The organism is Myroides fluvii, from assembly GCF_009792295.1.
Classification (GTDB): Bacteria; Bacteroidota; Bacteroidia; order Flavobacteriales; family Flavobacteriaceae; genus Flavobacterium; species Flavobacterium fluvii_A.
In genome coordinates, this window is the sequence record NZ_CP039934.1 from 292,316 (window position 1) to 318,917 (window position 26,602).

Annotated in this window: 20 protein-coding genes; 11 read left to right on the forward strand and 9 right to left on the reverse strand. The window is 36.1% G+C overall.

Translation table 11 applies throughout. The annotated features are described in order from the left end of the window. Window positions 1-513: 513 nt before the first annotated feature. The 5 genes from FBR08_RS01485 to FBR08_RS01505 all read right to left on the reverse strand — a co-directional run bounded on the left by FBR08_RS01485 (window position 514) and on the right by FBR08_RS01505 (window position 4,929). Window positions 514-822, reverse strand: a complete 309-nt coding sequence (locus FBR08_RS01485) for a hypothetical protein (RefSeq protein ID WP_158960983.1) — start codon at window positions 820-822, stop codon at window positions 514-516. Next, window positions 822-1,847: an RHS repeat-associated core domain-containing protein gene (locus FBR08_RS16845; protein ID WP_317165376.1), complete on the reverse strand. Its 1,026-nt coding sequence runs from the start codon at window positions 1,845-1,847 to the stop codon at window positions 822-824. Before FBR08_RS16845 ends, FBR08_RS01485 begins: the two co-directional genes overlap by 1 nt. Before the next feature lie 360 nt (window positions 1,848-2,207). Next, a complete protein-coding gene (locus tag FBR08_RS01495; RefSeq protein ID WP_158960987.1) occupies window positions 2,208-2,978 on the reverse strand; it encodes an RDD family protein in 771 nt (256 codons plus the stop codon). Window positions 2,979-2,991: 13 nt separating this feature from the next. Further along, complete coding sequence (locus FBR08_RS01500; RefSeq protein ID WP_158960989.1) at window positions 2,992-3,462, reverse strand: hypothetical protein; 471 nt, start codon at window positions 3,460-3,462, stop codon at window positions 2,992-2,994. A gap of 1,083 nt (window positions 3,463-4,545) precedes the next feature. Then, complete coding sequence (locus FBR08_RS01505; RefSeq protein WP_158960991.1) at window positions 4,546-4,929, reverse strand: hypothetical protein; 384 nt, start codon at window positions 4,927-4,929, stop codon at window positions 4,546-4,548. A gap of 424 nt (window positions 4,930-5,353) precedes the next feature. Between FBR08_RS01505 and FBR08_RS01510 the strand changes: the two genes are divergently transcribed. From FBR08_RS01510 to FBR08_RS01520, 3 genes are all read left to right on the forward strand, one after another. Next, the gene (locus FBR08_RS01510; RefSeq protein ID WP_158960993.1) at window positions 5,354-6,529 is read left to right on the forward strand and encodes an SH3 domain-containing protein; all 1,176 of its coding nucleotides are present in this window, start codon (window positions 5,354-5,356) and stop codon (window positions 6,527-6,529) included. Between the two features lie 58 nt (window positions 6,530-6,587). Continuing rightward, window positions 6,588-7,406, forward strand: coding sequence for a 3-methyl-2-oxobutanoate hydroxymethyltransferase (panB, locus tag FBR08_RS01515; RefSeq protein ID WP_158960995.1), 819 nt, complete (start codon window positions 6,588-6,590; stop codon window positions 7,404-7,406). 77 nt (window positions 7,407-7,483) lie between these two features. Beyond that, a complete protein-coding gene (locus FBR08_RS01520) occupies window positions 7,484-8,179 on the forward strand; it encodes an RluA family pseudouridine synthase (RefSeq protein WP_158960997.1) in 696 nt (231 codons plus the stop codon). A gap of 372 nt (window positions 8,180-8,551) precedes the next feature. Here the strand turns inward: FBR08_RS01520 and FBR08_RS01525 are convergent, their stop codons facing one another. Then, complete coding sequence (locus FBR08_RS01525; RefSeq protein ID WP_158960999.1) at window positions 8,552-8,758, reverse strand: hypothetical protein; 207 nt, start codon at window positions 8,756-8,758, stop codon at window positions 8,552-8,554. A 12-nt stretch (window positions 8,759-8,770) separates the two neighbouring features. After that, window positions 8,771-9,520 carry a hypothetical protein gene (locus FBR08_RS01530; RefSeq protein WP_158961001.1) on the reverse strand — a complete coding sequence of 250 codons (750 nt, stop codon included), beginning with the start codon at window positions 9,518-9,520 and terminating at the stop codon, window positions 8,771-8,773. A gap of 677 nt (window positions 9,521-10,197) precedes the next feature. Between FBR08_RS01530 and FBR08_RS01535 the strand changes: the two genes are divergently transcribed. Next, on the forward strand, window positions 10,198-12,735 hold the full coding sequence (locus FBR08_RS01535) for a heavy metal translocating P-type ATPase (protein WP_158961003.1): 2,538 nt from the start codon (window positions 10,198-10,200) through the stop codon (window positions 12,733-12,735). Between the two features lie 1,360 nt (window positions 12,736-14,095). On the opposite strand, the gene FBR08_RS01540 is transcribed toward FBR08_RS01535, so the two are convergent. Further along, entirely contained in the window at window positions 14,096-14,401 is a 306-nt protein-coding gene (locus FBR08_RS01540) for a DUF6804 family protein (protein ID WP_158961005.1), read from the reverse strand. Between the two features lie 242 nt (window positions 14,402-14,643). On the opposite strand from FBR08_RS01540, the gene gcvT reads away from it, so the two are divergent. From gcvT to FBR08_RS01560, 4 genes are all read left to right on the forward strand, one after another. Beyond that, complete coding sequence (gene gcvT / locus FBR08_RS01545; RefSeq protein ID WP_158961007.1) at window positions 14,644-15,726, forward strand: glycine cleavage system aminomethyltransferase GcvT; 1,083 nt, start codon at window positions 14,644-14,646, stop codon at window positions 15,724-15,726. A gap of 99 nt (window positions 15,727-15,825) precedes the next feature. Then, entirely contained in the window at window positions 15,826-16,536 is a 711-nt protein-coding gene (locus FBR08_RS01550; protein WP_158961009.1) for a YebC/PmpR family DNA-binding transcriptional regulator, read from the forward strand. A 456-nt stretch (window positions 16,537-16,992) separates the two neighbouring features. Continuing rightward, window positions 16,993-17,850, forward strand: coding sequence for a KPN_02809 family neutral zinc metallopeptidase (ypfJ, locus tag FBR08_RS01555; protein WP_158961011.1), 858 nt, complete (start codon window positions 16,993-16,995; stop codon window positions 17,848-17,850). A 20-nt stretch (window positions 17,851-17,870) separates the two neighbouring features. Next, the gene (locus FBR08_RS01560; protein WP_158961013.1) at window positions 17,871-18,653 is read left to right on the forward strand and encodes a DUF2189 domain-containing protein; all 783 of its coding nucleotides are present in this window, start codon (window positions 17,871-17,873) and stop codon (window positions 18,651-18,653) included. A gap of 261 nt (window positions 18,654-18,914) precedes the next feature. On the opposite strand, the gene FBR08_RS01565 is transcribed toward FBR08_RS01560, so the two are convergent. Then, on the reverse strand, window positions 18,915-20,453 hold the full coding sequence (locus FBR08_RS01565; RefSeq protein WP_158961015.1) for a YifB family Mg chelatase-like AAA ATPase: 1,539 nt from the start codon (window positions 20,451-20,453) through the stop codon (window positions 18,915-18,917). Window positions 20,454-20,759: 306 nt separating this feature from the next. On the opposite strand from FBR08_RS01565, the gene FBR08_RS01570 reads away from it, so the two are divergent. From FBR08_RS01570 to FBR08_RS01580, 3 genes are read left to right on the forward strand one after another with little or no spacing between them, the layout of a single operon-like run. Continuing rightward, on the forward strand, window positions 20,760-21,917 hold the full coding sequence (locus FBR08_RS01570; RefSeq protein ID WP_158961017.1) for an efflux RND transporter periplasmic adaptor subunit: 1,158 nt from the start codon (window positions 20,760-20,762) through the stop codon (window positions 21,915-21,917). Window positions 21,918-21,965: 48 nt separating this feature from the next. After that, window positions 21,966-25,115, forward strand: coding sequence for an efflux RND transporter permease subunit (locus FBR08_RS01575; RefSeq protein WP_158961019.1), 3,150 nt, complete (start codon window positions 21,966-21,968; stop codon window positions 25,113-25,115). Between the two features lie 10 nt (window positions 25,116-25,125). After that, window positions 25,126-26,598, forward strand: a complete 1,473-nt coding sequence (locus tag FBR08_RS01580; protein WP_158961021.1) for an efflux transporter outer membrane subunit — start codon at window positions 25,126-25,128, stop codon at window positions 26,596-26,598. Window positions 26,599-26,602: the final 4 nt, after the last annotated feature.

Sequence of the window (26,602 nt, forward strand, 5' to 3'; positions counted from 1 at the left end):
TAGATTTGCTTTTTCGTTTTTTTGTTTGTTGCTTTTTTGTCAAATCATCGATTAAAGAATATATCCTTCAATCAGAACTGATAACTCATAACCGATGCATTTTTATACACATAATCCTGAATCAATATTCCTCGTTGACTACTGCTAAAACTACTCGAAATAATGATATTAGACAAGCTTTCATAAAATGTACTTTTTCTTGTGTGCCCCCAACTTTCACTTTACAAAACCAATTACTCCTATAAAAATAAGATTTATTTGGTTGAAAAAAATCTTCTAAAGAAAATTACAATCTATTTTATAAAATATAAAAACTGTTAATCAAAAGACAAGTTTTTCCTTTTTTATTTAGACGCACGGATTGCACCTACAGTTTCAGCCGAATTGTATGAAATTAAATCCGCGCAATCGGGTTTTTGTTTTTTTATAATCTATGCACACGTACTGCACTTGAGGCCTTAGCCGAATTGAACGAAGTTAAATACACACGATTAAGGTTAATTTTTTTCAAAGTTAATTATTCAAGTCATTTAAAAATATCTTTATTTCATGTATTAGTTCTTCCTCTCCTATATTTCTTCCTTCTTTCACAACATTAATTTTTTCATTATCATTCTTATCTAATATCTCCAAATCAAAATCATACATTAATTTTTTATCGTTTACATAATTAAATGTAGAAATATAAATTAATTTATTCTCTTTCATTATCCCAATTGAGCAAAGATCTGATTCCCAGAAATCAACTATTTTGATTGCATTAAAATTAATTTTTAATCGCAATCTTTCTATAAAATCCAATATTGTTATATCCTTCTCCATTATTTTACAAATCTTCCATCTGTTAATAATTTTCTTAATGTTGTATTACCACTTCTCAAAGCTTCTTCTACTGTTTGATTTAAATATTGTCCCGGGATTTCAGCTCTTATAGACGATTTTCGATAGGTTGATATAAAAGATTCTACAGGCTCATCTAAACTATTTAGTACTTGTCTTGTTGTCGGACTATTAATATTCATCTTTAATTTTTTTGCCAACATTTCTGCTTTTGATGCAGCACCGATACTTTTTATAATTGGCGCTGAATTAGGAAGCGCTGTTTTTATAGCAACCTTTGTCACTGTAGCGCCAACCCCAATAAATGGAATTGTAGCTGCTAAACTCAAAGATCCTTCTACATAATTTCCTCTACCATATGAAATACCTGCATTAATCAAATCAATCGGTTCGCCTATTATCGGTATCATCCCAACAACATCTAAAGCAGACTGTAAATTATCTAATTGTGTTTCCCGAAGTCCATCTCTGAAATACTGATAACCCGATGCATTTTTATACACATGATCCTGAATCAATATTCCTCGTTGGCTACTGCTAAAACTACTCGAAATTGTAATATTAGGCAAACTTTCATAAAATGTACTCTTTCCTGTTGTACTATTTACACCTATATTTCCAAAATCATTAAAAAAGTCGTCTCCCTGATTCGTCCAAGTATTCCAACCTGTACTTGAACTATTGTTCCATAACCCTTGTAAAAAACCTTGAGACAATAATCCACTAGGATCACTCATCATTATTGGATTATTGTATCCAAAATGAAAGGGGGTTATTCCAGGTATAGCTTCCGCTAATTTATCAATACCATAAAATCTTCCCAATGCATTGTCATACATTCGAAAGTCCATGGCGGTAATATTCAGACCTAATTCATGTTGCCACTCCCTATCATTATATTGATACTTATAGTTTTGAGCTATCGTATTATTCTTCTCATTATACCCTTGATGCGCCAATCCAAAGGGATAATAGTTCGTCTCTTCAATGATCTCACCAACGTCGATCTTGTCGTTATAATTCTCATCGGCTCAACTTAAGCGGTATTACCCGAAGTTAAAGATAACTAACTTTTAGATTATACATAGACTTTAGTTAACGAATACGAAAACACATTAACGATAAAGCCTTATTCCATATCATTGATACTTACATTCAAAATTTTAAAACGAAACAAGCGTTTGCTAAATAACGTTCAAGCTATTTTATAAAATATAAAACCCGCTAATCGAAAGACAGCGGGTTTTATGTTTTTTTTATTTATGCCCACGGATTGCACCCGAGGCTTTAGCCGAATTGAACGAAGTCAAGTCCTTACGATTAAGTCGGAGATTGTAAGAGTTATATTTTAAATGTTATTGTAATATTTAATGAGATATAGATTTTAGAACAGTTCCATCTTCTTTTTGCATTTCTACTAATTGCCAATGACCTGATTTTCCTTTTTCTAAATAAACAGTAACAGGCATAGTTCCATTTTCTCCAATGACTTTTATTTCTAATAAAGCCTGCCCATATTCATTTTCAGTTATTATATTTCCAGAAGGAATCATACCATAACTGATTATAGTTCCTATTTCTGTTTTTACCTGTTCGTTTTTTTCAATTTCTTCTATCGCAGTTTTATAAGCATCTGAATTTTTTATTGCACTTCCAACTACAAGAAACACAAATACAAAAAATAACATCACAACGCTTATTAAGGCCATAATACGTGAACCTTTTGAGGATGTAACAGGATTCTTTAACACAACCGCTTTTGCAACTATATCGCCTAATCTTTTCTTTTGCCCATTAGTAACCAATATAATAAACTCTATTGGCCATATAATAAGGAACAGATTACGCAAAAAAAGTCTACCAAAAGAAGGAGCATTGCTAAGGTGATTTTCATCCCTAACCATAATTCCCATAATCCATTTACCTAAACTTATTCCTTGATAACTGTCTTTTGCAAAATAGAGCATAAACCCCGGAATTAAGACAGAAGACAATATTGGGATGACTTGTTCTGGATCATTCCCGTTAATTAACGCTTCTCCAAAAAACAAAAATAAAATTGTAACTATTAAAAATGTTATTACAAAGTGATCGATTAAAAAAGCAACTATTCGCCTCTTTCTACTTGATTTCGCCATCTTTTCTTTAATTTTATGGAAGAGCCTGAGTATTAAACTCATCTATAACCAGAATAGAAAATAATATTATACAATAAAAATTAACCTCTTTCTCACTATTAAATTCAAATGTAAAAGACGATTTCAATAATGTTAATTTATTACTGAATATACCTTGTTTTTGATTATTCACAATAAAATCTCCTTCAAACTTCCAAGCTCTAATCTTTTTTTTGAGTTCTATAATACTACCATCTACTTCTAAGCACAATCTTTTTCTCAAAAAACGTAAATTTACTATTTTTTCAAAATGTTGGCTTTTTATAAAATATCTTTTATTATATCCAAACAAGTGTTTAATCTCTATCTCTATTAATTTTACATTACTACTATCCTTTATAGAAAATATGTCTTTAAACATTTTTTTTTGCGTTCTACTCGTATATAATAATTGATTCTGATAGTAAAAATCTGTATCACCATTCAAAGTTATCGCCGTATACATTATTTTCTTGTTTTACCTGTTAAACCTATTTTAAGTGAGACATCGTTTCTAGTATAGCCTTAATACCTACACTTAGATCTAAAACAGGGTTATTACCTCCAGAAACAGTTCCTATTTTCCCTCCTAACCGGTTACCCCTTCACTGTTCATCCATTGTCTATTTTTACCATGCGTGTACTGTTTACTTGATGACTACAAATTTTTGCGATTATGCGTCCTAGCTACCTTCACTAATGTTCTCCTTGCAATACTAAAAAAATAAAAATAACTGTACAACACCCCCCTTCCGTATTCTTCCTATTTTGGGATAAAAAAGGGAGTAAATGTCCTTTTTTGTCCAGAATAAAAAAACACAAACAACTATTAATCAACTACATAAAAAAAACTCATTTACAGTTCCTTTTGGGTTTGTTCGGTGTTTGCTTTGTGTTTGCTTGGTTTTAGGGCCTTTTACCGAACAAACACAAAACGAACACAAAACGAAGATAAAACAAACCTATAAGGAAGATTTAATGGATCATAAAAAGATTCTCAATAACCACAAGGGTTTACAGGGGGGTTAGTGATGGATTGAGCAACATAATACTCACTCTTTTGGAAAAGAAATAAAAAGTTCTACACTAAATCCCACTAGTACTACTAATGATCCAAGTAGTGAGTTCTCTGTGAACGTTGAAAAAAGTGAGGGAGGGATGCTTTTTTGTATTTTTTATTTTTCACCCAACATGTCACCCCGACGAAGGAGGGGTCGCATCCAGTGCTCACATCATACTGTAAATCGTGAACAGTGAATGGAAAATGTATAGCGCTGAGATTGTCTTTTTATCTCACTGAGTTAATATTTTTTTGGTATTCGATGAATCTGCGCTGCGCTACGATGTATCCTTCGTCGAAATGACATACTGGGTAAGATTAACTATATTACCCCGATAGCGCGAATTTGCAATCCGTGCCTTTCTACACCTCAACCTCATATATACTATCTCCAGCCTTACAAACTAAACACGAGGATTCAACCGAACGAAACGAAGTTAAGTCTGTACGATTGGGTTAAGAAACAGATATTAACGTAAAATACATTTATTAACTTTTTTTATTCTTCTCATCTTCAATTACTTTTTCATATAATGGTGCTATTTCCAATATAATCTTTTCTCCATTTCGAAAAACTTGTATCAATGAATCTCCTGTCATCTTACTAATAGAATCTCCTACTTGCACTTTACCCCAAAAATAAGGATGAATTCCTCTATTTCCCCCATTCCTAAATATTATCATTGTACTATTATGATTTTCTTTATCCACATATTTTCCATCTATGTTTCCTTGATAACTATCAATTATCTCTCTGTGATAGTTTTCTTGCAATACAGACAAAACATTTTTTTTACTAATCACTAAATAAATTGTAAAAACAAAAAATCCAACCATTAATACAAATAACACTATTTTTTTATTTTCCTCCATAATTAATTATTATAATTTCCAGACCCAAGTTTTAGAAGAGCTACCCCCGATGGCACGGATTTGAAATCCGTGCCTTTGTCTACCTCATAAACTTCCAATGGCGCGAATGTAAGGTGCAAATCCTCGCCATCGAGATATAAAAGTAATTGATTTTTAGGTAGTAAAAACGAGGAGCAACAAAAGAACCTCAACACAAATTTAAGTTTTGGAAGAACTAGAATAAAATTCAGTTCGACCTAATTAAAATTACAGATTTTCATCTTATTCGTTGCTATTTAATAAACATATGGGCCTTGTCAAACAAGAATTCAATCTCCCCAGAAATAGTGAATTTCAGCCTTCCCTTGCATTTTTCTACTTTCAGCATTGTTTTTTTCCTCACTTTTGCGTCCTCAATTAACGATATTGAATAATAGAACACCGTATGAAAACACTCGTTCAAGCCTTGCTAATCTGCTGTTCCTTACAAGCCGTAGCACAATCGCCAACCTTATACACCAACAAGCCCACAGAAGCCTACAAAGACAAAGCGGCGACGCAAAAAGCGGGAATCTTTATTTCCAATGCGCATCTTTCTTCCTATGAGAAGATCAATAAGCGCTTGGTGCAAATTGACCGCGATTATGAAAATCCCCTCTACATTGTGGATACTCAAAACCTAAAAGAATACTATACGGAAGATTCACCCGAAGCACCAGCTCCCATCATCGAAATGGATGAATACTACGGATCGCCTCACCTTTTTACTACCGTAGCGGGACTAAAAGTACGCGAATATCCAAGCAGCACTGCTAGTGTATTGGGCACGGTATTAATCGGAACGGCAGTGCCTATCGAGTTTTACCCCTATGACAAAAATGCTTGGGTACCGATTTCATATAAAGAAGGGTATGGCTATGTTGCTGTACAGTATTTAGGAGAACGCCCTGTGATGAGTGAGTTGATTCAAGCGTATAAAACAACCACAGAAGTTAGCGAACAACGCAAATACGCCGAGCGCATCTTAGAATTGGGATGGAACAGCGAGGATGCGGTAACGCAAAAAGCCATTCAACTTTATATCGATTTTGCGACTAAACAGGATGAAACAGAAAAAGTAGAGCTGTTGAAAATGCAATTGGAAGTATTGAAAGCCATGCCTAAACTAGGCGACTCCTCCAAAGTGAATAAAATGATTAAGAAAAAACAATTTGGTTTTGCGCTAAATGGAAAGGTTGAACCCATGAACGGTTTTGACCTCGATTGGATTCATACCTATTTAGGATACCCCATTGATGAATCGGCCAATTTAGAAGATTGTGCCTTGGGAGATTACGAAGGGAATTCCTTCTTTAACTCGGCTGAATTTATCACACACGATCTCGATCACACCTATAAAGCGAGAAAAATGGATATGATCAATAAAAATGGCTTTATCCTTGACAATCACTTAGTAGAGCAATATACAACGGAAACGATGTTCTTGAAACTAGCTAAGGGATTAATCACCACAATCGATCCTGTAGAACATACGTATTACATTGCAGTGGAAGATGTTCTCTACAGTTTTGAGTTCTACAATAATGAATTATTGCGAGTAGAATTGATTTATTACTGCTAATTTTTTTATTTCAAGTCTTTTTACTCTACTTTTACAAGGAATTACAAAATAAACAACAATGTCAGTAGCAAAGAAAGATTATAAAAAAGTGACCACAAAGTCGCTGATTGATATGAAAGCCAATGGAGAAAAAATATCAATGCTTACTTGTTATGATTACTCGATGGCCAAAGTGTTAGAAGCTGGTGGAGTGGATGTAATGTTGGTTGGAGATTCTGCTAGTAATGTTATGGCAGGACACGAAACGACTCTACCTATCACATTAGACCAGATGATATATCACGCACAATCGGTAGTACGTGGTGCAGATCGCGCTTTAATTGTAGTTGATTTACCTTTCGGTTCTTACCAATCTGACCCAAAAGAAGCGTTGCGTTCTTCTATTCGAATCATGAAAGAAAGTGGAGCTCATGCCGTAAAAATGGAAGGTGGTATCGAAATCAAAGAAGGGATCAAACGCATTTTAGATGCGGGAATTCCCGTAATGGGACATTTGGGTTTAACACCACAATCGATTTATAAATTTGGAACTTATACCGTAAGAGCCAAAGAAGACGAAGAAGCAGAACAATTGATGAAAGACGCTAAAATGTTAGAAGAAATTGGATGTTTTGCCGTTGTATTAGAAAAAATTCCAGCTTCACTAGCGAAAAAAGTAGCCGAGAGCATTTCAATTCCCGTAATCGGAATTGGTGCGGGTAATGGCGTAGATGGACAAGTATTGGTTATCCACGATATGATTGGGTTAACCCATGAATTCAACCCGAAATTCTTACGTCGTTATTTAAATATTTTCGATCAGATGAAAGAGGCTGTTGCACAATATGTTGACGATGTAAAAGCAGTGGATTTCCCCAATGAAAACGAACAGTATTAAACTGTTTTTTCACAAAATATACCTTCAAAAATATCCTTTTAGATTTAAAAGGATATTTTTGTTTTAAAATTCATCGTATGAAAGTTGTTTCTACTCCAGATAATTTACAAATCTTACACGAAGACAATCACCTTATTGTCATCAATAAACGCGTAGGCGATTTGGTTCAAGGCGATCAAACGGGTGATATACCCTTGAGTGAGATTATTAAACTTTATCTAAAATACAAATACAACAAACCAGGAGAGGCTTACTTGGGCGTAGTCCATCGTTTGGATCGTCCTACATCTGGAATTGTAGTATTTGCAAAAACATCTAAGGCGCTAACGCGCTTGAATGAATCATTCAAAAATAGAGAAACCAAGAAAACCTATTGGGCGGTGGTAAAAGATGCTCCACCTAAAGTAGAAGATACTTTAGAGCACTTTTTGGTGAGAAACCCAAAGAACAACACCTCTAAAGCACACAATAAAGAAGTTCCCAATAGCAAAAAAGCAAAATTAAGCTATCGCATGTTCCATCAATTGAAAACGTATTCCGCTTTGGAAATTGATCTACACACGGGACGTCATCACCAAATTCGCTGTCAATTAGCCGCCGTCGGTTGCCCAATTAAAGGGGATCTGAAATACGGCGCCGATCGCAGTAATCCCGATGGAGGTATTCACCTACACGCGAGATCCTTGACGTTTACACATCCTGTAACAAAAGAGATTTTGACGATTGTAGCACCTCCCCCTGAAGATGTGATTTGGGATGCAGTTAACAGTTAACAGGGAACGGTTAACGGTTAACAGAAGAATATCGATAAAAGATAGGCCATTCCTTTGTAGGGATGGTTTTTTTGTTTTGCTTTTTTGTAAGGCGCTTTTTTGTTTTTTTGTGGAAACTCTCAATATTTAGAAGATTTTATTTTATTGTTGGTTGCTTTTTTGTTGGTTGCTTTTTTGTGGAAATTCTCAATACTTAAAAGATTTTATTTTATTGTTGGTTGCTTTTTTGTTAGTTGCTTTTTTGTGGAAACTCTCAATATTTAGAAGATTCTATTTTATTGTTGGTTGCTTTTTTGTTAGTTGCTTTTTTGTGGAAATTCTCAATATTTAGAAGATTTTATTTTATTGTTGGTTGCTTTTTTGTGGAAATTCTCAATATTTAAAAGATTTTATTTTATTGTTGGTTGCTTTTTTGTTGGTTGCTTTTTTGTGGAAATTCTCAATATTTAAAAATTTTCTCTTTTCCTCTTTCTTCTCTCCAATTCCCACCTTCTGTTGAGGGGAATGACAGTGTTGATGGTTGATGGTTGATAGTTGATGGTTGATGGTTGATGCATCTCTTATCGAAAGTGCTGACAAAAAAGCATGTTCTCAATCATCAGTAAGATATACATATCCCAATACAGAAAAATTAGACGTGTTCAATTTTCCTTCGAATGTCCAATTGACATTATCTCCCGATACGCTATTGATCCAATTAAAATTGCCAGAATAAAAACCGGACATAGAAGATAGTACAAGTAAGGAAGGATTGTTTGCTGAACCTTGAGGACTCGTTCCTGTACTGCATAAAAGGGTAGCTGAAATACTGTTTGTGGGACCATTTATATTGATTAGTGCATTGATGTGGTCTTTGCCTATAAAATGTTCGGGAGAAGAAGCCTCTCCTATTCTATAAAAAAAGATATTGCCAATTTCAGCCAGCGTTTGTAATTTGGTAGAAGTGGGAGCAACATTCTTTTTTAAAATGCGGATTCCGTCCGTATTCATTTCTTTGAAGTAGCAATCGCTATTCGTATTCATCTCAACATAGGAAGCTCCGTTTCTAATCTCATTTTTCAAAAATGCATTTAAATGGTTTATTTCGCTTTTAAACCTATTTAAATGCTCCTCTGAAACTTTGTCTAATTGATTAATCATACTAGTCGGAATCAGCTTCAAAAAGTCATTTTTAGCATTTAGATTCAAATAATAGGCTAGATTTTGTTTATCAATGGCCACAAAGTTTTGTAATATTCTTGAATCTTCAGCATAATTTCTAACTTCTACTGTGTCCTCTTTTTGACAGCCCAAACTTAATAGCAATAGGCTCAACATCATTGTTTGTACTAAATTTCTCATGGTCTTTGTTTTTTAAATTAAAAGAATAGAATAACGAATGTAGATGTATACATTTAAAATAACAATCAGGGTTTTGTATATAATTAAAATAATAAAAGTTGTTATTTATTGAAGTTAATTTAAAAGTACTGGTAAATATATGAATTAAATCTAAATAATAAATGGATTTGTTTTGTTTTTTATTGTGGTGTCTGTTGTTTGGTGAGATTTTCTGAATAATCAAATTGTTCTCTAATCGAAAGCTTTGAATAACGGGCGCTGAGTGACGAATGCGACCTATCTCACCTATTTTATATTTGTTTTAGTGTTCGATGAATAGATCTCACCTTATTTTATATTTGTTTTAGTGTTCGATGAATATATCTCACCTTATTTTATATTTGTTTTAGTGTTCGATGAATCTTCACTGCGTTACGATTTTCACTGCGTTACGATTTTCACTGCGTTACGATTTTCACTACGTTTCAATTTTCACTACGCTCCGATTTCTCCTTCGTCGAGGGACATGACGGGGGGTAAAATTGTAAGATTTCTCATCTAAAAAGTAAATCTTACAAAAAAGCAAACCAACGAAAAAACAAAAAAGCAAAAAAATAATATAACCTTTTCCGAAAATTATATAACCTTTTATTCCTACAAAAAGGCGAACTTAGGATGTTCAAAAAACACCTAATCGCATGAAAAGAAGATATAAAGTAAGTGGAATGACCTGCAATGGTTGTCGAACCAAAGTAGAAAACACGCTAAATGAAATACACGGTATTCAAGCAACCGTTTCTTTAGAAGAGGAACAGGCTGATTTAGATTTACATCACGATATTGATACGCTTACCCTTCAAAAAGCCTTGCTAAAAAAGGGAAATTACATTTTACAAGAAGTAATCACCAAAGAAGACGGGAGTCAAGAAATACTGTCCCCTGTAGAATTGAGTGAAGACGATCATTTTCATCAAGAGATTCCCGCAGATATGGCGGATAAAGCAGGTAAATTTTTCTGTCCGATGTTGTGTGAGGGAGATCAGGTATATGATAGCAATGTCGGTTGTCCGGTATGTGGAATGAACTTGGAACAAATTCCAGCAGCTAAAATTGAACAAACGGTATATTATTGTCCGATGTTATGTGAGGGAGATAAAACGTATGATAAAGCAGGTTCTTGTCCTGTTTGTGGAATGGACTTAGTGGCTAAAACGATTCATATTGAACCCGAAGACACCACCTATCCTACTATGTTGCGCAAGTTGAAATACGCCATTCTGTTTACCCTTCCTGTTTTTATCCTCTCCATGGGGAGTATGTTACCTGGTGATCCAATTGGAAAAATAGTTCCGATGCACCTCAACAACTACTTGCAATTGTTATTTACTATTCCCGTAGTTTATATTTGTTGGACCTTCTTTCAACGCGCTTGGGTGTCTTTCAAAACGTGGAATTTGAATATGTTTAGCTTAATTGGATTAGGTGGAGCTGCAGGCTTGATTTTCAGTGTAGTAGCATTGTTCTTTCCTACTTTATTTCCAGAAGATTTCAAAGGGGAACACGGAATACACTTGTATTTCGAATCGGTAGCAGTGATTTTAACCCTCGTCATGTTAGGCCAAGTCATGGAAGCTAAAGCGCACAGCAGAACCAACTCAGCGATTAAAGAACTATTGAAATTATCCCCTACGGAAGCCACTAAAATCAACGAGGATCATACAGAAGAAAAAGTGGCGATTGATGCCATTCTCAAAAATGATAAACTTCGCGTCAAACCAGGTGAGAAGATTCCGGTGGATGGAATCATCCTCGAAGGGCATGCTACGATTGATGAATCGATGATTACAGGAGAGCCCATCCCAGTAGAAAAAACAAAAAATGACACCGTTGTTGCGGGAACCATGAACAGCAATACCTCGTTTATCATGCAAGCGCAAAAAGTGGGAAAAGACACCTTGCTTTCGCAGATTATTGAGATGGTAAATAACGCCAGTCGCTCTCGTGCACCGATTCAGAAGTTGGCAGATAAAGTATCGACCTACTTCGTTCCGACGGTAATTCTCGTATCGATTGCAACCTTTTTATTATGGAAATTCTTAGGTCCTGAGCCGAAACTAGCTTATGCCTTTATCAATGCATTGGCCGTATTAATCATCGCTTGTCCTTGTGCTTTAGGATTAGCTACTCCTATGTCAATTATGGTGGGCATCGGCAAAGGGGCTCAAAATGGAATCCTCATCAAAAATGCAGAAGCCTTGGAAACCGCTAATAAAATCAATGTACTGATTACCGATAAAACAGGAACGCTCACAGAAGGGAAACCTTCCATAGAAAAAATGGTCGCCACGCAAGCAGCGTATGATGAAGAAACCCTATTGCATCTAACGGCTTCGTTAAATCAAAACAGTGAACACCCCTTAGCCTTGGCTTTTATACAAGCAGCTAAAGACAAAAACATCGGGTTGACTCCTGTTAAAATGTTTGCTAGTGTAACTGGAAAAGGGATTCAAGGTGTGGTAGATAAAAAGCGCATCTCTTTGGGAAATGCAGCGTTGATGGAATCTTTGTCCGCTACAATTAGCAAGGCTTTACTAGCGGAAGTAACCGCTATTCAAAAAGAAGGAAAAACAATTTCCTATATCGCCGATAATCAAACCGTTGTCGGTTATGTTGTGATGCATGATAAAATCAAAGCCTCAAGCTTTACGACGATCCAAACACTAGCCCAACAAGGCATTGAGGTCATTATGATTACGGGAGATAACCACAATACAGCACAGGCAGTTTCTAACCAACTGGGGATAAAATCCTTTCTTGCCGAAGCACTCCCAGAAGACAAGCTCAATGCCATCAAGAAGCTACAAGAAGAAGGCAAGATTGTCGCGATGGCAGGCGATGGTATCAACGATGCCCCTGCTCTTGCACAAGCCAATGTGGGAATTGCCATGGGAACAGGAACGGATGTGGCCATTGAAAGTGCAGAAATCACCCTCTTACAAGGCGAGATTGACAAAATTCCACAAGCGATTAAACTCAGTCATAACGTGATGAAAAATATCAAAGAAAACTTATTCTTTGCCTTTATTTACAACAGCATCGGTATCCCTATCGCAGCAGGTATTTTATTTCCCTTCTTTGGGATTGTACTTTCGCCTATGATTGCGGCTTTAGCGATGAGTTTCAGCTCCGTTTCCGTGATTGCTAATTCACTGCGTTTGAAAAATACGAAGTTGTGAGGTGTTGATTGTTGTGTTTTTGCTTTTTTGCAAGTTGTTTTTTTGACAGATTATCGAGTAAAGAAAATATAGCTGTAAATCAGAAAATCAACCTTTAGATTTGCTTTTTTGCTTTTTTGCAAGTTGTTTTTTTGACAGATTATCGAGTAAAGAAAATATAGCTGTAAATCAGAAAATCAACCTTTAGATTTGCTTTTTTGCTTTTTTGCAAGTTGTTTTTTTGACAGATTATCGAGTAAAGAAAATATAGCTGTAAATCAGAAAATCAACCTTTAGATTTGCTTTTTTGCTTTTTTGCAAGTTGTTTTTTTGACAGATTATCGAGTAAATAAAATATAGCTGTAAATCAGAAATTCAACCTTTAGATTTGCTTTTTTGCTTTTTTGCAAGTTGTTTTTTTGACAGATTATCGAGTAAAGAAAATATAGCTGTAAATCAGAAATTCAACCTTTAGATTTGCTTTTTTGCTTTTTTGCAAGTTGTTTTTTTGACAGATTATCGAGTAAAGAAAATATAGCTGTAAATCAGAAAATCAACCTTTAGATTTGCTTTTTTGCTTTTTTGCAAGTTGTTTTTTTGACAGATTATCGAGTAAATAAAATATACCTTTAAATCAGAAAATCAACCTTTAGATTTGCTTTTTTGCTTTTTTGCAAGTTGTTTTTTTGACAGATTATCGAGTAAAGAAAATATAGCTGTAAATCAGAAATTCAACCTTTAGATTTGCTTTTTTGCTTTTTTGCAAGTTGTTTTTTTGACAGATTATCGAGTAAAGAAAATATAGCTGTAAATCAGAAAATCAACCTTTAGATTTGCTTTTTTGCTTTTTTGCAAGTTGTTTTTTTGACAGATTATCGAGTAAAGAAAATATAGCTGTAAATCAGAAAATCTACCGATAACCGATAACCCATAACCCATAACTGATAACCCATAACTGATAACCCATAACCGATAACCGATAACTGATAACAAAAAAGGGTTGCTTCACAGCAACCCTTTTCAATTTCTTTCGTATTCGCCTTAATCTTAAACCAAGTCCCCACAAAGTAAGAAAAAGCACAGAATACTCATTTTAACAACTAATAAAAAATACAGTAATACATTTATTTACCCAATGCAAGATAGTAAAAAAAACCAATAATCAAACATTTTAATATAAAAACTATCAATATATCTAAATATTAATAAAAGAAAATGAGTAATTCAATCCCTAAACATCTAATTCCATACGTTTACTAAAAAACGTTAAACCCAGTGATAATCCCGTAATTTCACTACGTGTAAGCGAATAAAAAAAGTCTATCCATTAATTTTGGATAGACTAAAATTTTGTAAATATTTCTTGTATATTAACTTTTCATTAAATAGCTTTGCGAAGCTTACTTTTAGCAGCAAATAGTGTAACACCTAGAAAAGCTATAATTGCACCATGTATAACCATCCAAACTGTTGTACCAAATGGAATAGGTACAAAAGGTTGAAACAAGATGATTAAAGCGATATAAAGTCCAGTTCCTTTAATATTTGCTTCTACGTGTGAATTGTAAGCAAGGATACCGAATAATGCAATCAAGATGAATTTTGTCAATTCATAAAAATCTTTTGGCAAGCTTAGCATACCTGCTAATAGCAATAGCATTGCTCCTATTTTCAATCCTTTTTCCATAGTTTTTATTTCTTTTAAATATACTGCAAAGATACGACCTAACAGACTGAAAACCAAGCTCAAATAAAGTTTTCAAAAATTCAAACAAAATACACGAATAGTTCACAAACTATTAAAATTTATCTTAAATCCCTTGTAAATATCACAATATCAGTATGCTTTTATTGAATATAAAATCCCACTTTCATATCCAATAAAATTAGTTTACTTTAGCGCTATTATTAAAATTGATATACAACACGATGAAACAAGTAACTTTAAATCACATTCACGAAGGTTTAGGAGCTAAAATGGTTCCATTTGCAGGATTTTCAATGCCTGTTCAATATGAGGGTGTAAATGCAGAACACGAGACAGTACGAAATGGTGTGGGCGTATTTGATGTATCTCACATGGGGATTTTCAAATTATCTGGACCGAATGCATTGCCATTAATCCAAAAAGTTACTTCTAACGATGCTTCTACTCTAGTAGATGGAAAAGCACAATACTGTTATTTTCCAAATGAAAAAGGGGGAGTAATCGACGATATCATTACCTATAAAGTAAATGATAGCGAATATCTAATGGTTGTAAACGCATCGAACATCGATAAAGATTGGGCGTGGATTAACCAACATAATGATGTAAATGCTACCGTAGAAAACCTATCAGATGGCTACTCTATTTTAGCAATTCAAGGACCAAAAGCAGTTGAATCCATGCAAAGTTTAACCGCAGTGAACCTAGCAGATCTTAAGTTTTACAACTTTACCATCGATACGTTCGCAGGTGCAAAAGATGTGGTAATTTCAGCAACAGGTTATACAGGTTCAGGAGGATTTGAAATCTACGCGAAGAATGAAGACATCGAGATGATTTGGAATAAAGTGTTTGAAGCAGGTGCTGCTTGGGGAATTAAGCCCATCGGATTAGCCGCGCGTGATACACTGCGTTTAGAAATGGGATACTGTTTATACGGAAACGAACTAAATGATGAGCTCTCTCCATTAGAAGCAGGTTTAGGCTGGGTAACAAAGTTTACCAAAGATTTCATTAGCGCTGATATTTTAAAAGCACAAAAAGAAGCTGGATTACAAAATAAATTAGTAGGATTTGAATTGGTAGAAAAAGGAATTCCAAGACACGACTACGAAATCGTTGATGCTTCAGGTGTTGTAATTGGTAAAGTAACTTCTGGTACTATGTCTCCTTCTTTAGGAAAGGGAATCGGTATGGGGTATGTAACTTTAGCACATGCAGCTGAGGGTAGTGAAATTTTCATCCGCATTAGAAAAAATGATGTTGCAGCAAAAGTGGTAAAAACACCATTTTACAAGAAATAATTAAATCAAAAAAGAGGGGCTTAAAATAAGCCCCTCTTTTTTATGATATATTTTTTTTATCTTTTATTTTTGCATCATTAAATCAAGTAATAAATTATTATGGGAAGAGCGTTTGAATTTAGAAAAGGACGTAAGCTAAAACGTTGGTCTGCTATGGCAAAAACGTTTACGAGAATTGGTAAGGACATTGTAATGGCTATTAAAGAAGGTGGTCCTAACCCAGAAACAAACTCTCGCTTACGTGCGGTTATGCAAAACGCTAAGGCGGCTAATATGCCGAAAGAAAACGTTGAGCGTGCCATAAAACGTGCTACTGATAAAGACACTGAAAATTATAAAGAAGTAATCTTTGAAGGCTATGGCCCTCACGGAATTGCTTTCTTAATCGAATGTGCTACGGATAACAACAACCGAACTGTAGCTAATATTAGAAGTTATTTCAACAAATGCAACGGTACTATGGGAACTTCAGGTTCTGTAGAGTTTATGTTTGATCATACATGTAACTTTAGAATACCTACAGTTGCCGATAGAGATTTAGAAGAATTTGAATTGGAGTTGATTGATTTTGGTATTGACGAAATCTTTGAAGATGAGGATGGTGTAATGATCTATGCTCCTTTTGAAAGCTTTGGGGCAATCCAAAAAGAATTAGAAAGTAGACATATTGAAATCTTATCTTCTGGATTTGACCGTATTCCACAAGTAACCAAAGAACTTTCGGAAGCAGAACAAGCAGATGTTGACAAATTATTAGAAAAAATTGAAGAAGACGATGACGTTCAAAACGTCTTTACAACCATGGCGTAATCTTTATCCAAATACAAAAAAAGCTTCCTGATGGAGGCTTTTTTTGTTTGTCGTTGGTTGTTGGTTGTTGGATGAGGTGGTGAGATGATGAGATGATGAGATGATGAGATGATGAGATGATGAGATGATGAGATGATGAGATGATGAGATGATGAGATGATGAGATGATGAGGTGGTGAGATGATGAGGTGGTGAGATGATGAGATGATGAGGTGGTGAGACGACAAAAAAATACCGATACCTCCTAATTGATCACGGATAACTTCTTTTTCTCATTAAGTTTATATTGTATTTTGAAGCTGAATGAATTTTTCCTTGGATTTGTGTAGGTATAAAATTTTCGATTAAAGAAAGAATATCCTTAAATCGAAGAAATCTTCCATTAACTGATAACTGATATCTGTTAACTCTCTTCTCTCTTTTTTTCATACATTTACGAAAAAATCCGGAATCCGTATGAAATGGGAAAATCGCAGAGAAAGTAAAAATGTCCAAGACAATCGCGGAAAATCGATGGTTGGTAAAACCGCATTAGGCGGAGGTTTAATTGGAATTATCGCTATGTTACTTGTTGTTTTTGGCGGTGAAACAGGGCAACAAATTGCTCCTGTATTGGAACAACTCAACCAAGGAGGTCAAACAACAGAACAGACTGAAACGAGAACCCTCTCCTCAGAAGAGAAGACAATGGGAAAAATGGTTTCCGTTATGTTTGCGGATACAGAGGATGTTTGGCACAGTATTTTTGATCAAATGGGTCAGATCTACCAAGAACCCACTTTAGTTCTCTTTGATGATCAAGTACACACTAAATGTGGAAATGCACTGGCTAGTGTAGGTCCATTCTACTGTCCTGCTAATCAAACCGTCTATATGGATTTGCGCTTCTTTGAGGAATTACACCAGCGTTTTGGTGCTGAAAAAGGAGATTTTGCCATTGCTTATGTGATTGCCCATGAAGTAGGACACCACGTACAAAACTTATTGGGAACCAATGCTAAAGTTTGGGAACAACAACAGAAACTTTCAAAAAAAGAAGCGAATAAATTATCCGTTGCTCAAGAATTACAAGCTGATTTTTACGCAGGTGTTTGGGCCAGACACATCCAAAAATATTTGGATCCCAAAGATATTGATATCGCATTAAGTGCTGCACAAGCCGTTGGAGACGACGCCATTCAAAAAAGAGTATCCGGGCAAGTAAACCCCGATTCCTTTACGCACGGCAGCTCAAAACAACGCAAAGAGTGGTTCATGAAAGGCTATCAAACAGGTGACATCAAACAAGGAAATACCTTCGATTTTATCAAATAACAATCTACTTAAAAACCATAATGACTAATTTAAAACAAACAATTCAACGAATTTTACATGAAGGATATAACATCCAACCTTTTCTAGTAATGAGAGAAGCGGCTGTTTACTACAAGAAAACCATAGTACTGGTTGTTGTCAGTCTTTTATTCGCCCTTTTTATTACTTCCTTTTTGGGTTCTATGGCTGTAACGCGTTTTATCGATATCAATGAAGCTACTACGCCTGCGGAGATTCAAGAAAAACTCTTTGAATTAAGCAACCAACTCACTCAACCACCTTTGTTGTACACCTATCTGCTCTTTGCCGTTCTCTTTTCTGCTTTGGGTAGTGTACTCATTGCTGGATTTTACAAAATAAACGCTGAAGCAGCTCTCGGACAAACGCCTCGTTTTACGAGCGTTTTTAAATATTTTTTTAGTATTAAGGGACTCTATATCTTTGTCGCACAAGGACTGATTACCTTATTCTTTACTGGATTTTCAGTATTGCTAAAGGAATACCAATTAGAAATGGTCTCGATTATTATCAATTGGCTGATTAATATCCTAACGATATTCGTTACACCCTTAATCATCTTTGGACGTATGTCTCCTTTTACGGCAATCAAAACGAGTATTCAAGTCGTAAATAAACAACCGCTTCCTATTATACTAACGGTGATATTGAATTACTTTCTAGTATTCTCCGGTTTATTTTTCTTTGTTGTTGGGATTCTAATTACCCTCCCCTACTTATTCTCTATTTACTTTACTTTGTATAAACAGATTATTGGTTTCAACTTAGAAGAAGAAAAAATATAGCAGATTCCACTATTCAAAATAAACAGAAGCTCCGCTTTCACTTGAAAGCGGAGCTTCTGTTTATTGCTTTTTTGTTTTTTTGCTTTTTTGCTTTTTTGTGCAATTCTTTCGATTAAAGAGTGACTCTTTTTTAGAATTTTTGGCTCTGTCTCACTTCTCACTTCTCACTTCTCACTTCTCACTTCTCACTTCTCACTTCTCACTTCTCACTTCTCACTTCTCACTTCTTTCCTCTCTCTTCTTTCCTCACCCTCTCACCAATCACTTAAACCATCCCTCTCGATCCAAACTGCGGTATTGAATGGCTTCGGCAATATGACTCGCTTCTATTTTATCACCGTGTTCTAAATCAGCGATTGTCCTAGCTACCTTTAGAATTCGATCATAGGCACGAGCAGACAAATTCAGTCGATCCATAGCCTTTTTTAACAACGCCAATGATTCTGCTTCTAAATTGCAGTACTCCCGTAACAAAGGTGTTGTCAATTGGGCGTTATAATGGATTCCAGGATGTGTGGCAAAGCGTTGAATTTGCTTCTTTCGAGCTTCGATAACCCGTTGACGAATAGCAGCACTCGGCTCAGCCAGTTGTTTATCTGCTAGTTTTTCAAAAGGCACGGGGTTGACTTCAATATGTAGGTCGATGCGATCTAATAAAGGACCTGATATTTTATTGATATACCGTTGCATTTCCGCATGCGTGGATTGCACCATGGCTCCTGGCTCTTGAAAATAACCACTCGGACTAGGGTTCATACTAGCCACAAGCATAAAAGATGAAGGGTACGTAATGGTAAACTTTGCCCGAGAAATTGTCACCTCTCGATCTTCCAAAGGTTGACGCATTACTTCTAAAACCTCGCGTTTAAATTCTGGTAATTCGTCCAAAAACAAGACTCCATTGTGAGCAAGTGAAATTTCACCAGGTTGTGGATAGCTCCCTCCTCCTACTAAGGCGACAGATGATGCAGTATGATGGGGGTTTCGAAACGGGCGTATGCGAATTAGTCCCTTTTCTTTTGCTTTTCCCACAACACTGTGTATTTTGGTCGTCTCTAGCGATTCCTCCAAGGTCATGGGAGGTAAAATACTCGCCAATCGCTTTGCCAACATGGTCTTACCTGAACCTGGTGGGCCGATCAAAATGATGTTATGTCCACCTGCAGCGGCAATCTCCATGGCTCTTTTAATACTTTCCTGTCCTTTGACATCCTTAAAATCTCGATCCAGCAGATCCTCTTGATCCCAAAGGTCCTCCTCAAAATTGAGTTGGTAGGGTTCCAATACACTTTTTCCTTCAAAAAAAGCAATCACCTCGCTAATATTGTCTACTCCATACACTTCTAATCCATCGACAACTGCAGCTTCTTTTTGATTTTCCTTGGGCAAAATAATCCCTTTAAACCCTTCTTCTTTTGCCTGAATTGCGATAGGCAAAGCCCCATTAATACACTGTAATGTACCGTCCAAAGACAACTCTCCCATCAGGATATACTGATTTTCATCTACCTGAATTTTAATCTGTTCTGAAGCAATTAAAATTCCTATGGCAATAGGCAAATCATAGGCAGAGCCTTCTTTTCGCATATTGGCAGGAGCTAAATTAATCGTAATGCGTTTCCCTGGCAATCGATAACCTGTATTGGCTAAAGCCGCCGCAATTCGATAAGAGCTTTCCTTAATTGCATTATCTGCCAATCCGACTAAATAATAACCTACCCCGTGATCCACGTTGACTTCTATGGTTATGGTGGTTGCATCAATACCAAACACCGCACTTCCTGCTATTTTTGTTAACATACCTCGTATTTATTGTTAATATTCTTTTCTTAATTTTATGCTTAATCAAATTTTATTCCTAAATTCAAGGAAGCGAAAAATGTAGAGTTGTAGAACACATCCCCAATTGGCAACGCTTTTTTTTATTTCATATTTTTTTTTGTTTTTTATTTCAAGAATGAAAAAATAACATAGAAAGCTATTAATCAATAAATTACAACCATTAAAATAGTTTGATTACACGAAAATATTCATTTTGGCACTCTAGTTGAATAACTACTATCAACGAAGAAAGAATTCATCACCTACAACAATTAAATGAACAGTATGAAAATGATAACAAATCGAAAAGTATATTTTATTGGTTTTGCAGCCATCGTAATGATTGGAACATTGATTGCAATCAATAGTTGCAATATTGGCAACTCTAAAACATTAGACCCAAGAGAGAATGCCATCGCCTTGCCTATCATTCAAATTGATACGACAACGGCGATCACCATTAAAGATTACATTGGCAATATTGAAGGTAAAATAAATGTAGAGATTCGTCCGCAAGTAGAAGGAACCTTGGATCAAATATTTGTTGATGAAGGGGCTTATGTACACGAAGGGCAACCTTTGTTTCAGATTAATCCCCAACCTTATCGCGAGATTTTAAACAATATGATTGCTACAGAAAATGTAGAAAAAGCGAAATTAAAAAATGCTCAATTGGAAATTGACCGTTTAAAACCTTTAATTGACAATGAAGTAATAGCCGAAGTACAATTGGAGACTGCGAAATCAAACTATGAAATAGCAAGAGCTTCTTTAGCTAAAGCTTCTGCTGCGGTTGCTAGTGCGCAGATCAATTTAGATTACACGACAATCAAAGCGTCTGTAAGTGGTTACATTGGGCGTATGCCTAAACGCATTGGAAACTTAGTTAGCAGAGGGGATAAAGAACCGTTGACCGTTCTTACCGATGTCAGTGAGGTTTATGTGTATTTTGGGATGAGTGAATCGGATTTCCTTTATTTCACGAAAGACACCAAAAAGTCAGATAGTACGCGCATTACCTCATCGGGGCAGATTTTACCAGAAGTTACTTTAATCCTAGCAGATGGACACGAATATGGAGAAAAAGGAAAAGTAGATATGGTAAACGGACAGGTGAACCGCAACACGGGATCCATTTCCCTCCGCGCTTCTTTTCCCAATTCACAAGACGTTATGCGTTCTGGAAATACAGGAACAGTAAAATTACGTGAAACGAAAGCACATGTAATTTTAATTCCACAAGAAATGACTACAGCTATTCAGGATAAAACCTTTGTCTACCTTTTAGATCAAGATGATAAAGTTAAACTACAATCAATCCAATTGGACGGAGTTTCGGGTACAAACTACATTGTATCGGAGGGACTTCAAATTGGCGATCGCGTAATTAAAACGGGATTCGATAAGTTAACAGAAGGAATGTATGTGAAGGCGATGAACTAATCTTCTGCCTTATTCACCTATTTTTCACCGCTACTAAAATAAAAAAATATGCTAAAGACTATTATAGATCGTCCGATACTAGCTACCGTTATTTCGATTATGTTCGTTTTACTTGGACTAGTAGGACTAACCTTATTGCCTATTACACGTTTTCCAGAGATTGCACCCCCAAGTGTGAGTGTGTCTACGTCTTATCCTGGAGCGAATGCTGAAACCGTAGCCCAAAGTGTTTTACTCCCTATTGAGGAAGCAATCAATGGAGTGGATAACATGACCTACATCAGTTCAAAAGCGAGTAATAGTGGTTCAGGAACAATCAATGTTTTTTTTAAGGCAGGGACAGACCCTGATCAAGCCGCTGTAAACGTACAAAACCGCGTAAGTAAAGCATCCAGTGATTTGCCTTCTGAAGTGAATGAAAACGGAATTTCCGTTACGCCTCGTCAGAGTGGTAATATCATGACGATTAACTTTTTCAGCGATCACCCAGAGGGAATTTACGATGAGACTTTCTTACAAGCCTATACGCAGATTAACATCAACCGAGAGCTTTTACGTGTTCCGGGGGTGGCTGCAGTAGGGCGTGTAGGTGCACGTGATTACTCGATGCGTACCTGGTTAAATCCAGAGAAACTAGCCTTGTATGGACTAACGCCTCAGGATGTCATAGCGGCAATCAAAGATCAAAACTTCGAAATTGCACCAGGTAACTTTGGAGAAACGTCAGAAGAGGCTTTTGAAACGGCCTTAAAACACAAAGGAAGGTTCAGTCAACCCGAAGAATATGAAAACATTGTAATCAAAACCAATATTGATGGATCTGTTTTGTTGTTGAAAGATGTGGCTCGTGTTGAATTCGGAGCCTCTAATGTCGGCAGTGACAACAGCGTCAATGGTTATCCTGGTTTAACAATGAATATTACGCAGACTGCAGGTTCTAACGCAAGAGAAATAGACATTGCAGTGCGAAAAGTATTGGAGCGCGTTGCACAAACTTTTCCGAAGGGGATTCACTATGCAATCAGTTATTCCGTAAAAGATCAAATTGACGAATCAATTAGCCAGGTAAGAAGTACGCTTTTTGAAGCTTTTTTCCTTGTATTTATTATCGTTTATTTGTTTTTACAAGATTTTAGATCGACGATTATTCCAGCAATTGCCATTCCCATTTCTTTAATTGGAACCTTGTTCTTTATCTATTTGATGGGATTCTCTATCAATGTATTGACCATGTTTGCCTTGGTTTTAGCCATTGGTATTGTAGTGGATGATGCCATTGTCGTCGTAGAGGCGATTCACGAAAAAATGCATCAAACGGGATTAAAAGCCAAAGAAGCGACCATTGAAACCATGAATGAGATTACAAGAGCCATCATCTCGATTACCTTGGTTATGTCTGCTGTATTTTTACCCGTTGGTTTTATGCAAGGTCCTGCGGGAATATTTTACAAACAATTTGCCTATACCCTTGCCTTTGCAATTCTAATTTCAGCGGTTAATGCTTTAACGCTGAGTCCTGCTTTATGTGCCTTGTTTTTAAAACAACCCAAAGCAGAGGAATTAGCTAGTCAAAAGGAAACAAATCCAATCAAAAGAGTATCTGCTCGTTTTTTCTTTGCCTTTAATACGGCTTTTGATTCGTTCACGAACAAATATGTAGCGACTATTGGCAAATTAATACGCAATAAAAAAGTAGCCATCGCGGGATTAGTATTAATCATCGGATTGGGTGTATTCTTTTTATATAAAACGCCCTCTTCTTTTATTCCAAGAGAGGATGATAGTTACATCACTTATTCGTTAGCCATGCCTCCTGGGGCTTCTCTTGCGAGAACCAAAGTAGTCCTAGCGAAAGCGGATAGTATTTTGAAAATGAGAACAGACATCGAGGGCATGACTGCTATTTCGGGATATAATACCATTGACGGAAATGCGAGTCCTTCTTTTGCTGTGGGATACATCAACCTCAAACCATACAAAAAGAGAGGGAAAATTAAAAATATAGATGACATTATCGATGAAGTTCAACAAGATTTAGCTGTTATACACGAGGCTACCTTCAATGTATTTCCTCGACCAACGATTCAGGGATTTGGAGATTTTGGGGGAATTGAATTTGTCTTGCAAGATCGATTAGGAGGAGATTTCAGCTCATTTAGTCAGGCCGCAGATGGTGTCATCAAAGAATTAAATGAGAGAGAAGAAATTGGATCCGCTTTTACTTCATTCAAAGCTAATTTCCCTCAATACTTACTCGAAATTGACTACATCAAAGCCAAATCGCTAGGAGTAAGTGTAAAAGATTTGATGAATACAATCAAAAACTACTATGGAAGGGTTAAAGCAGGTGATTTCAACCGATTTGGACGTACTTATCGCGTCTATATGCAAGCAGATATTGAGTACAGAGAAAGCCCGCAATCCTTTAGTTCGATTTACGTCAAAAATAAAGATGGAGACATGCTACCCGCCAATACGTTGGTTAAACTGAAAAAAGTATTGGGACCCCAAACGGTTAATCGTTACAATCTATACAATGCGATTACGGTTAAGGTAAACCCGAGTCAAGGATATAGTACTGGAGATGCGATGAAAGTCATAGAAGAAGTAACGAGCAAAATGCCAGGAAACTATTCCTATGAATTTACGGGTATGTCTTTGGAAGAAAAGGATTCTGGTCATCAAGCTATTTTTATTTTTGCCTTGAGTATTATTTTTGTCTACTTTTTACTTGCCGCCCAATATGAGAGTTACTTTTTACCTATTGCGATTCTATTAACGGTTCCGACAGGTTTATTGGGTGTAGCGCTATTTGTCAATTTAGCTGGGTTACAAAACAACATATACGTACAAGTTGGTTTGGTTATGTTAATTGGGTTATTAGCTAAAAATGCTATTTTAATTATCGAATTTGCGCTTCAACAGCGCAAAAAAGGATTATCCATTATCGAAGCGGCAACGGAGGGAGCTAAAATGAGGCTACGTCCTATTTTAATGACTTCTTTCGCATTCGTAGCGGGTCTAATTCCTTTAATGTTCACCGTTGGTCCATCTGCACAAGGAAATCACTCCATTAGTTTTAGTGCCGCTGGAGGAATGCTCTTTGGGGTGGCTGCAGGTATTTTTATTATTCCTGTCTTATTTGTCATCTTCCAAACGATCGACGAACGATTAAAAGCAAAATTTACTAACGATTAAAAAAAACAGTATGATTAAAAAAAGAAACACTGCTCCTTTAACGCTCGTTTTTTTATTGGGGACAAGTTTGACCTTATTTCAAGCTTGTGCTCCTCAATCAAACTATAGAACTCCAACAGTTGATCTCCCTGAAACATACAGAGGGCAACATGACAGTATAGCTACGCAAGACTCACTGAGCATCTCGGCCATCAAGTGGCGTGACTTCTTTCAGGATGAGCAATTGACGAATTTAATAGACAAAGGATTAACGCATAATTTTGATATGCAGAATGCCCTTAAAAATTTAGAAATAGCCGCACAAAAAACAAAACAGGCCAAGTTGGAATGGTTGCCTTCTATAGGTTTAGAAGCAGGGAGTGTAGCCTATCAATATCGCTCTGAGAATTATTATGGTACCCCTTCTACTAATTACTATAAAAATAAAGGAGAAGAGCCACCAACCAATATGTATGTTAACTCTGCACAATACACTTCAGGTTTAGACTTGAGCTGGGAAATCGATATTTGGGGAAAGATCAAAAGTCAAACCGCAGAACAATTGGCGCGTTTTCTGCAAACAGCAGAAGCGAAAAAAGCCATTCAGACCGAACTGATTGCCAAGATAGCACAAGGTTATTACAACCTACTATTATTAGATGCGCAAATGGAGGTAGCACAGACGAATTACGAATTAACAAAAAACACATTAAAGATTGTTGAATTACAACGTGATGCAGGACAGATAACCTCTTTAGCTATCACGCAAACCCGCAATCAAATGTTAGTGGCTAAAGCGCTAATTCCATCCCTAAAGCAACAAATTGCCACGCAGGAAAATGCACTTTCCTTATTGACAGGTCAATTACCAACGAGCATAGTGAGGGAAGTTAAGCTTGCAGATGTTAAACAGGAAGAGCTAGGAAGTATCGGCTTGCCTTTGGCCTTGCTACACTATCGTCCAGATGTGCAAATGGCAGAATTAGAACTAAAAGCAAGAAATGCCGCAGTAGGTGTTGCACAAACCGCTCGATATCCTTCCTTAACGATTAATCTTGAGGGGGGGGTTAACAGCATGCTAGGAGAAAATTGGTTCAATATTCCAGGTTCTCTTTTTGGAAGCTTAATCGGAAAAGTAGCCAATCCTATTTTCAACAAACGCAAGCTAAAAACAGCTTTTGAAGTAGCGAAAATAGAACGCACAAAGAGTGAAATCGACTTTCAAAAAACGGTATATACGGCCGTAACCGAAGTAACAGATGCTTTGATTAACCTCAAAACTTCAGAGGAACAGATCGAAATAGCAGATGAACAAGTAACGACTTCTCGTTTGGGTGTGAAGCAATCGAACTTATTATTCAACAGTGGATATGCAACCTATATTGAGGTCATCAATGCGCAGAAAAATATGTTGGACAATGAGTTAAACCTAAATAAACTGAAATTGAACAAGCTTCAGTATGGAGTACAATTATACAAATCATTAGGTGGTGGTTGGCAATAATAAA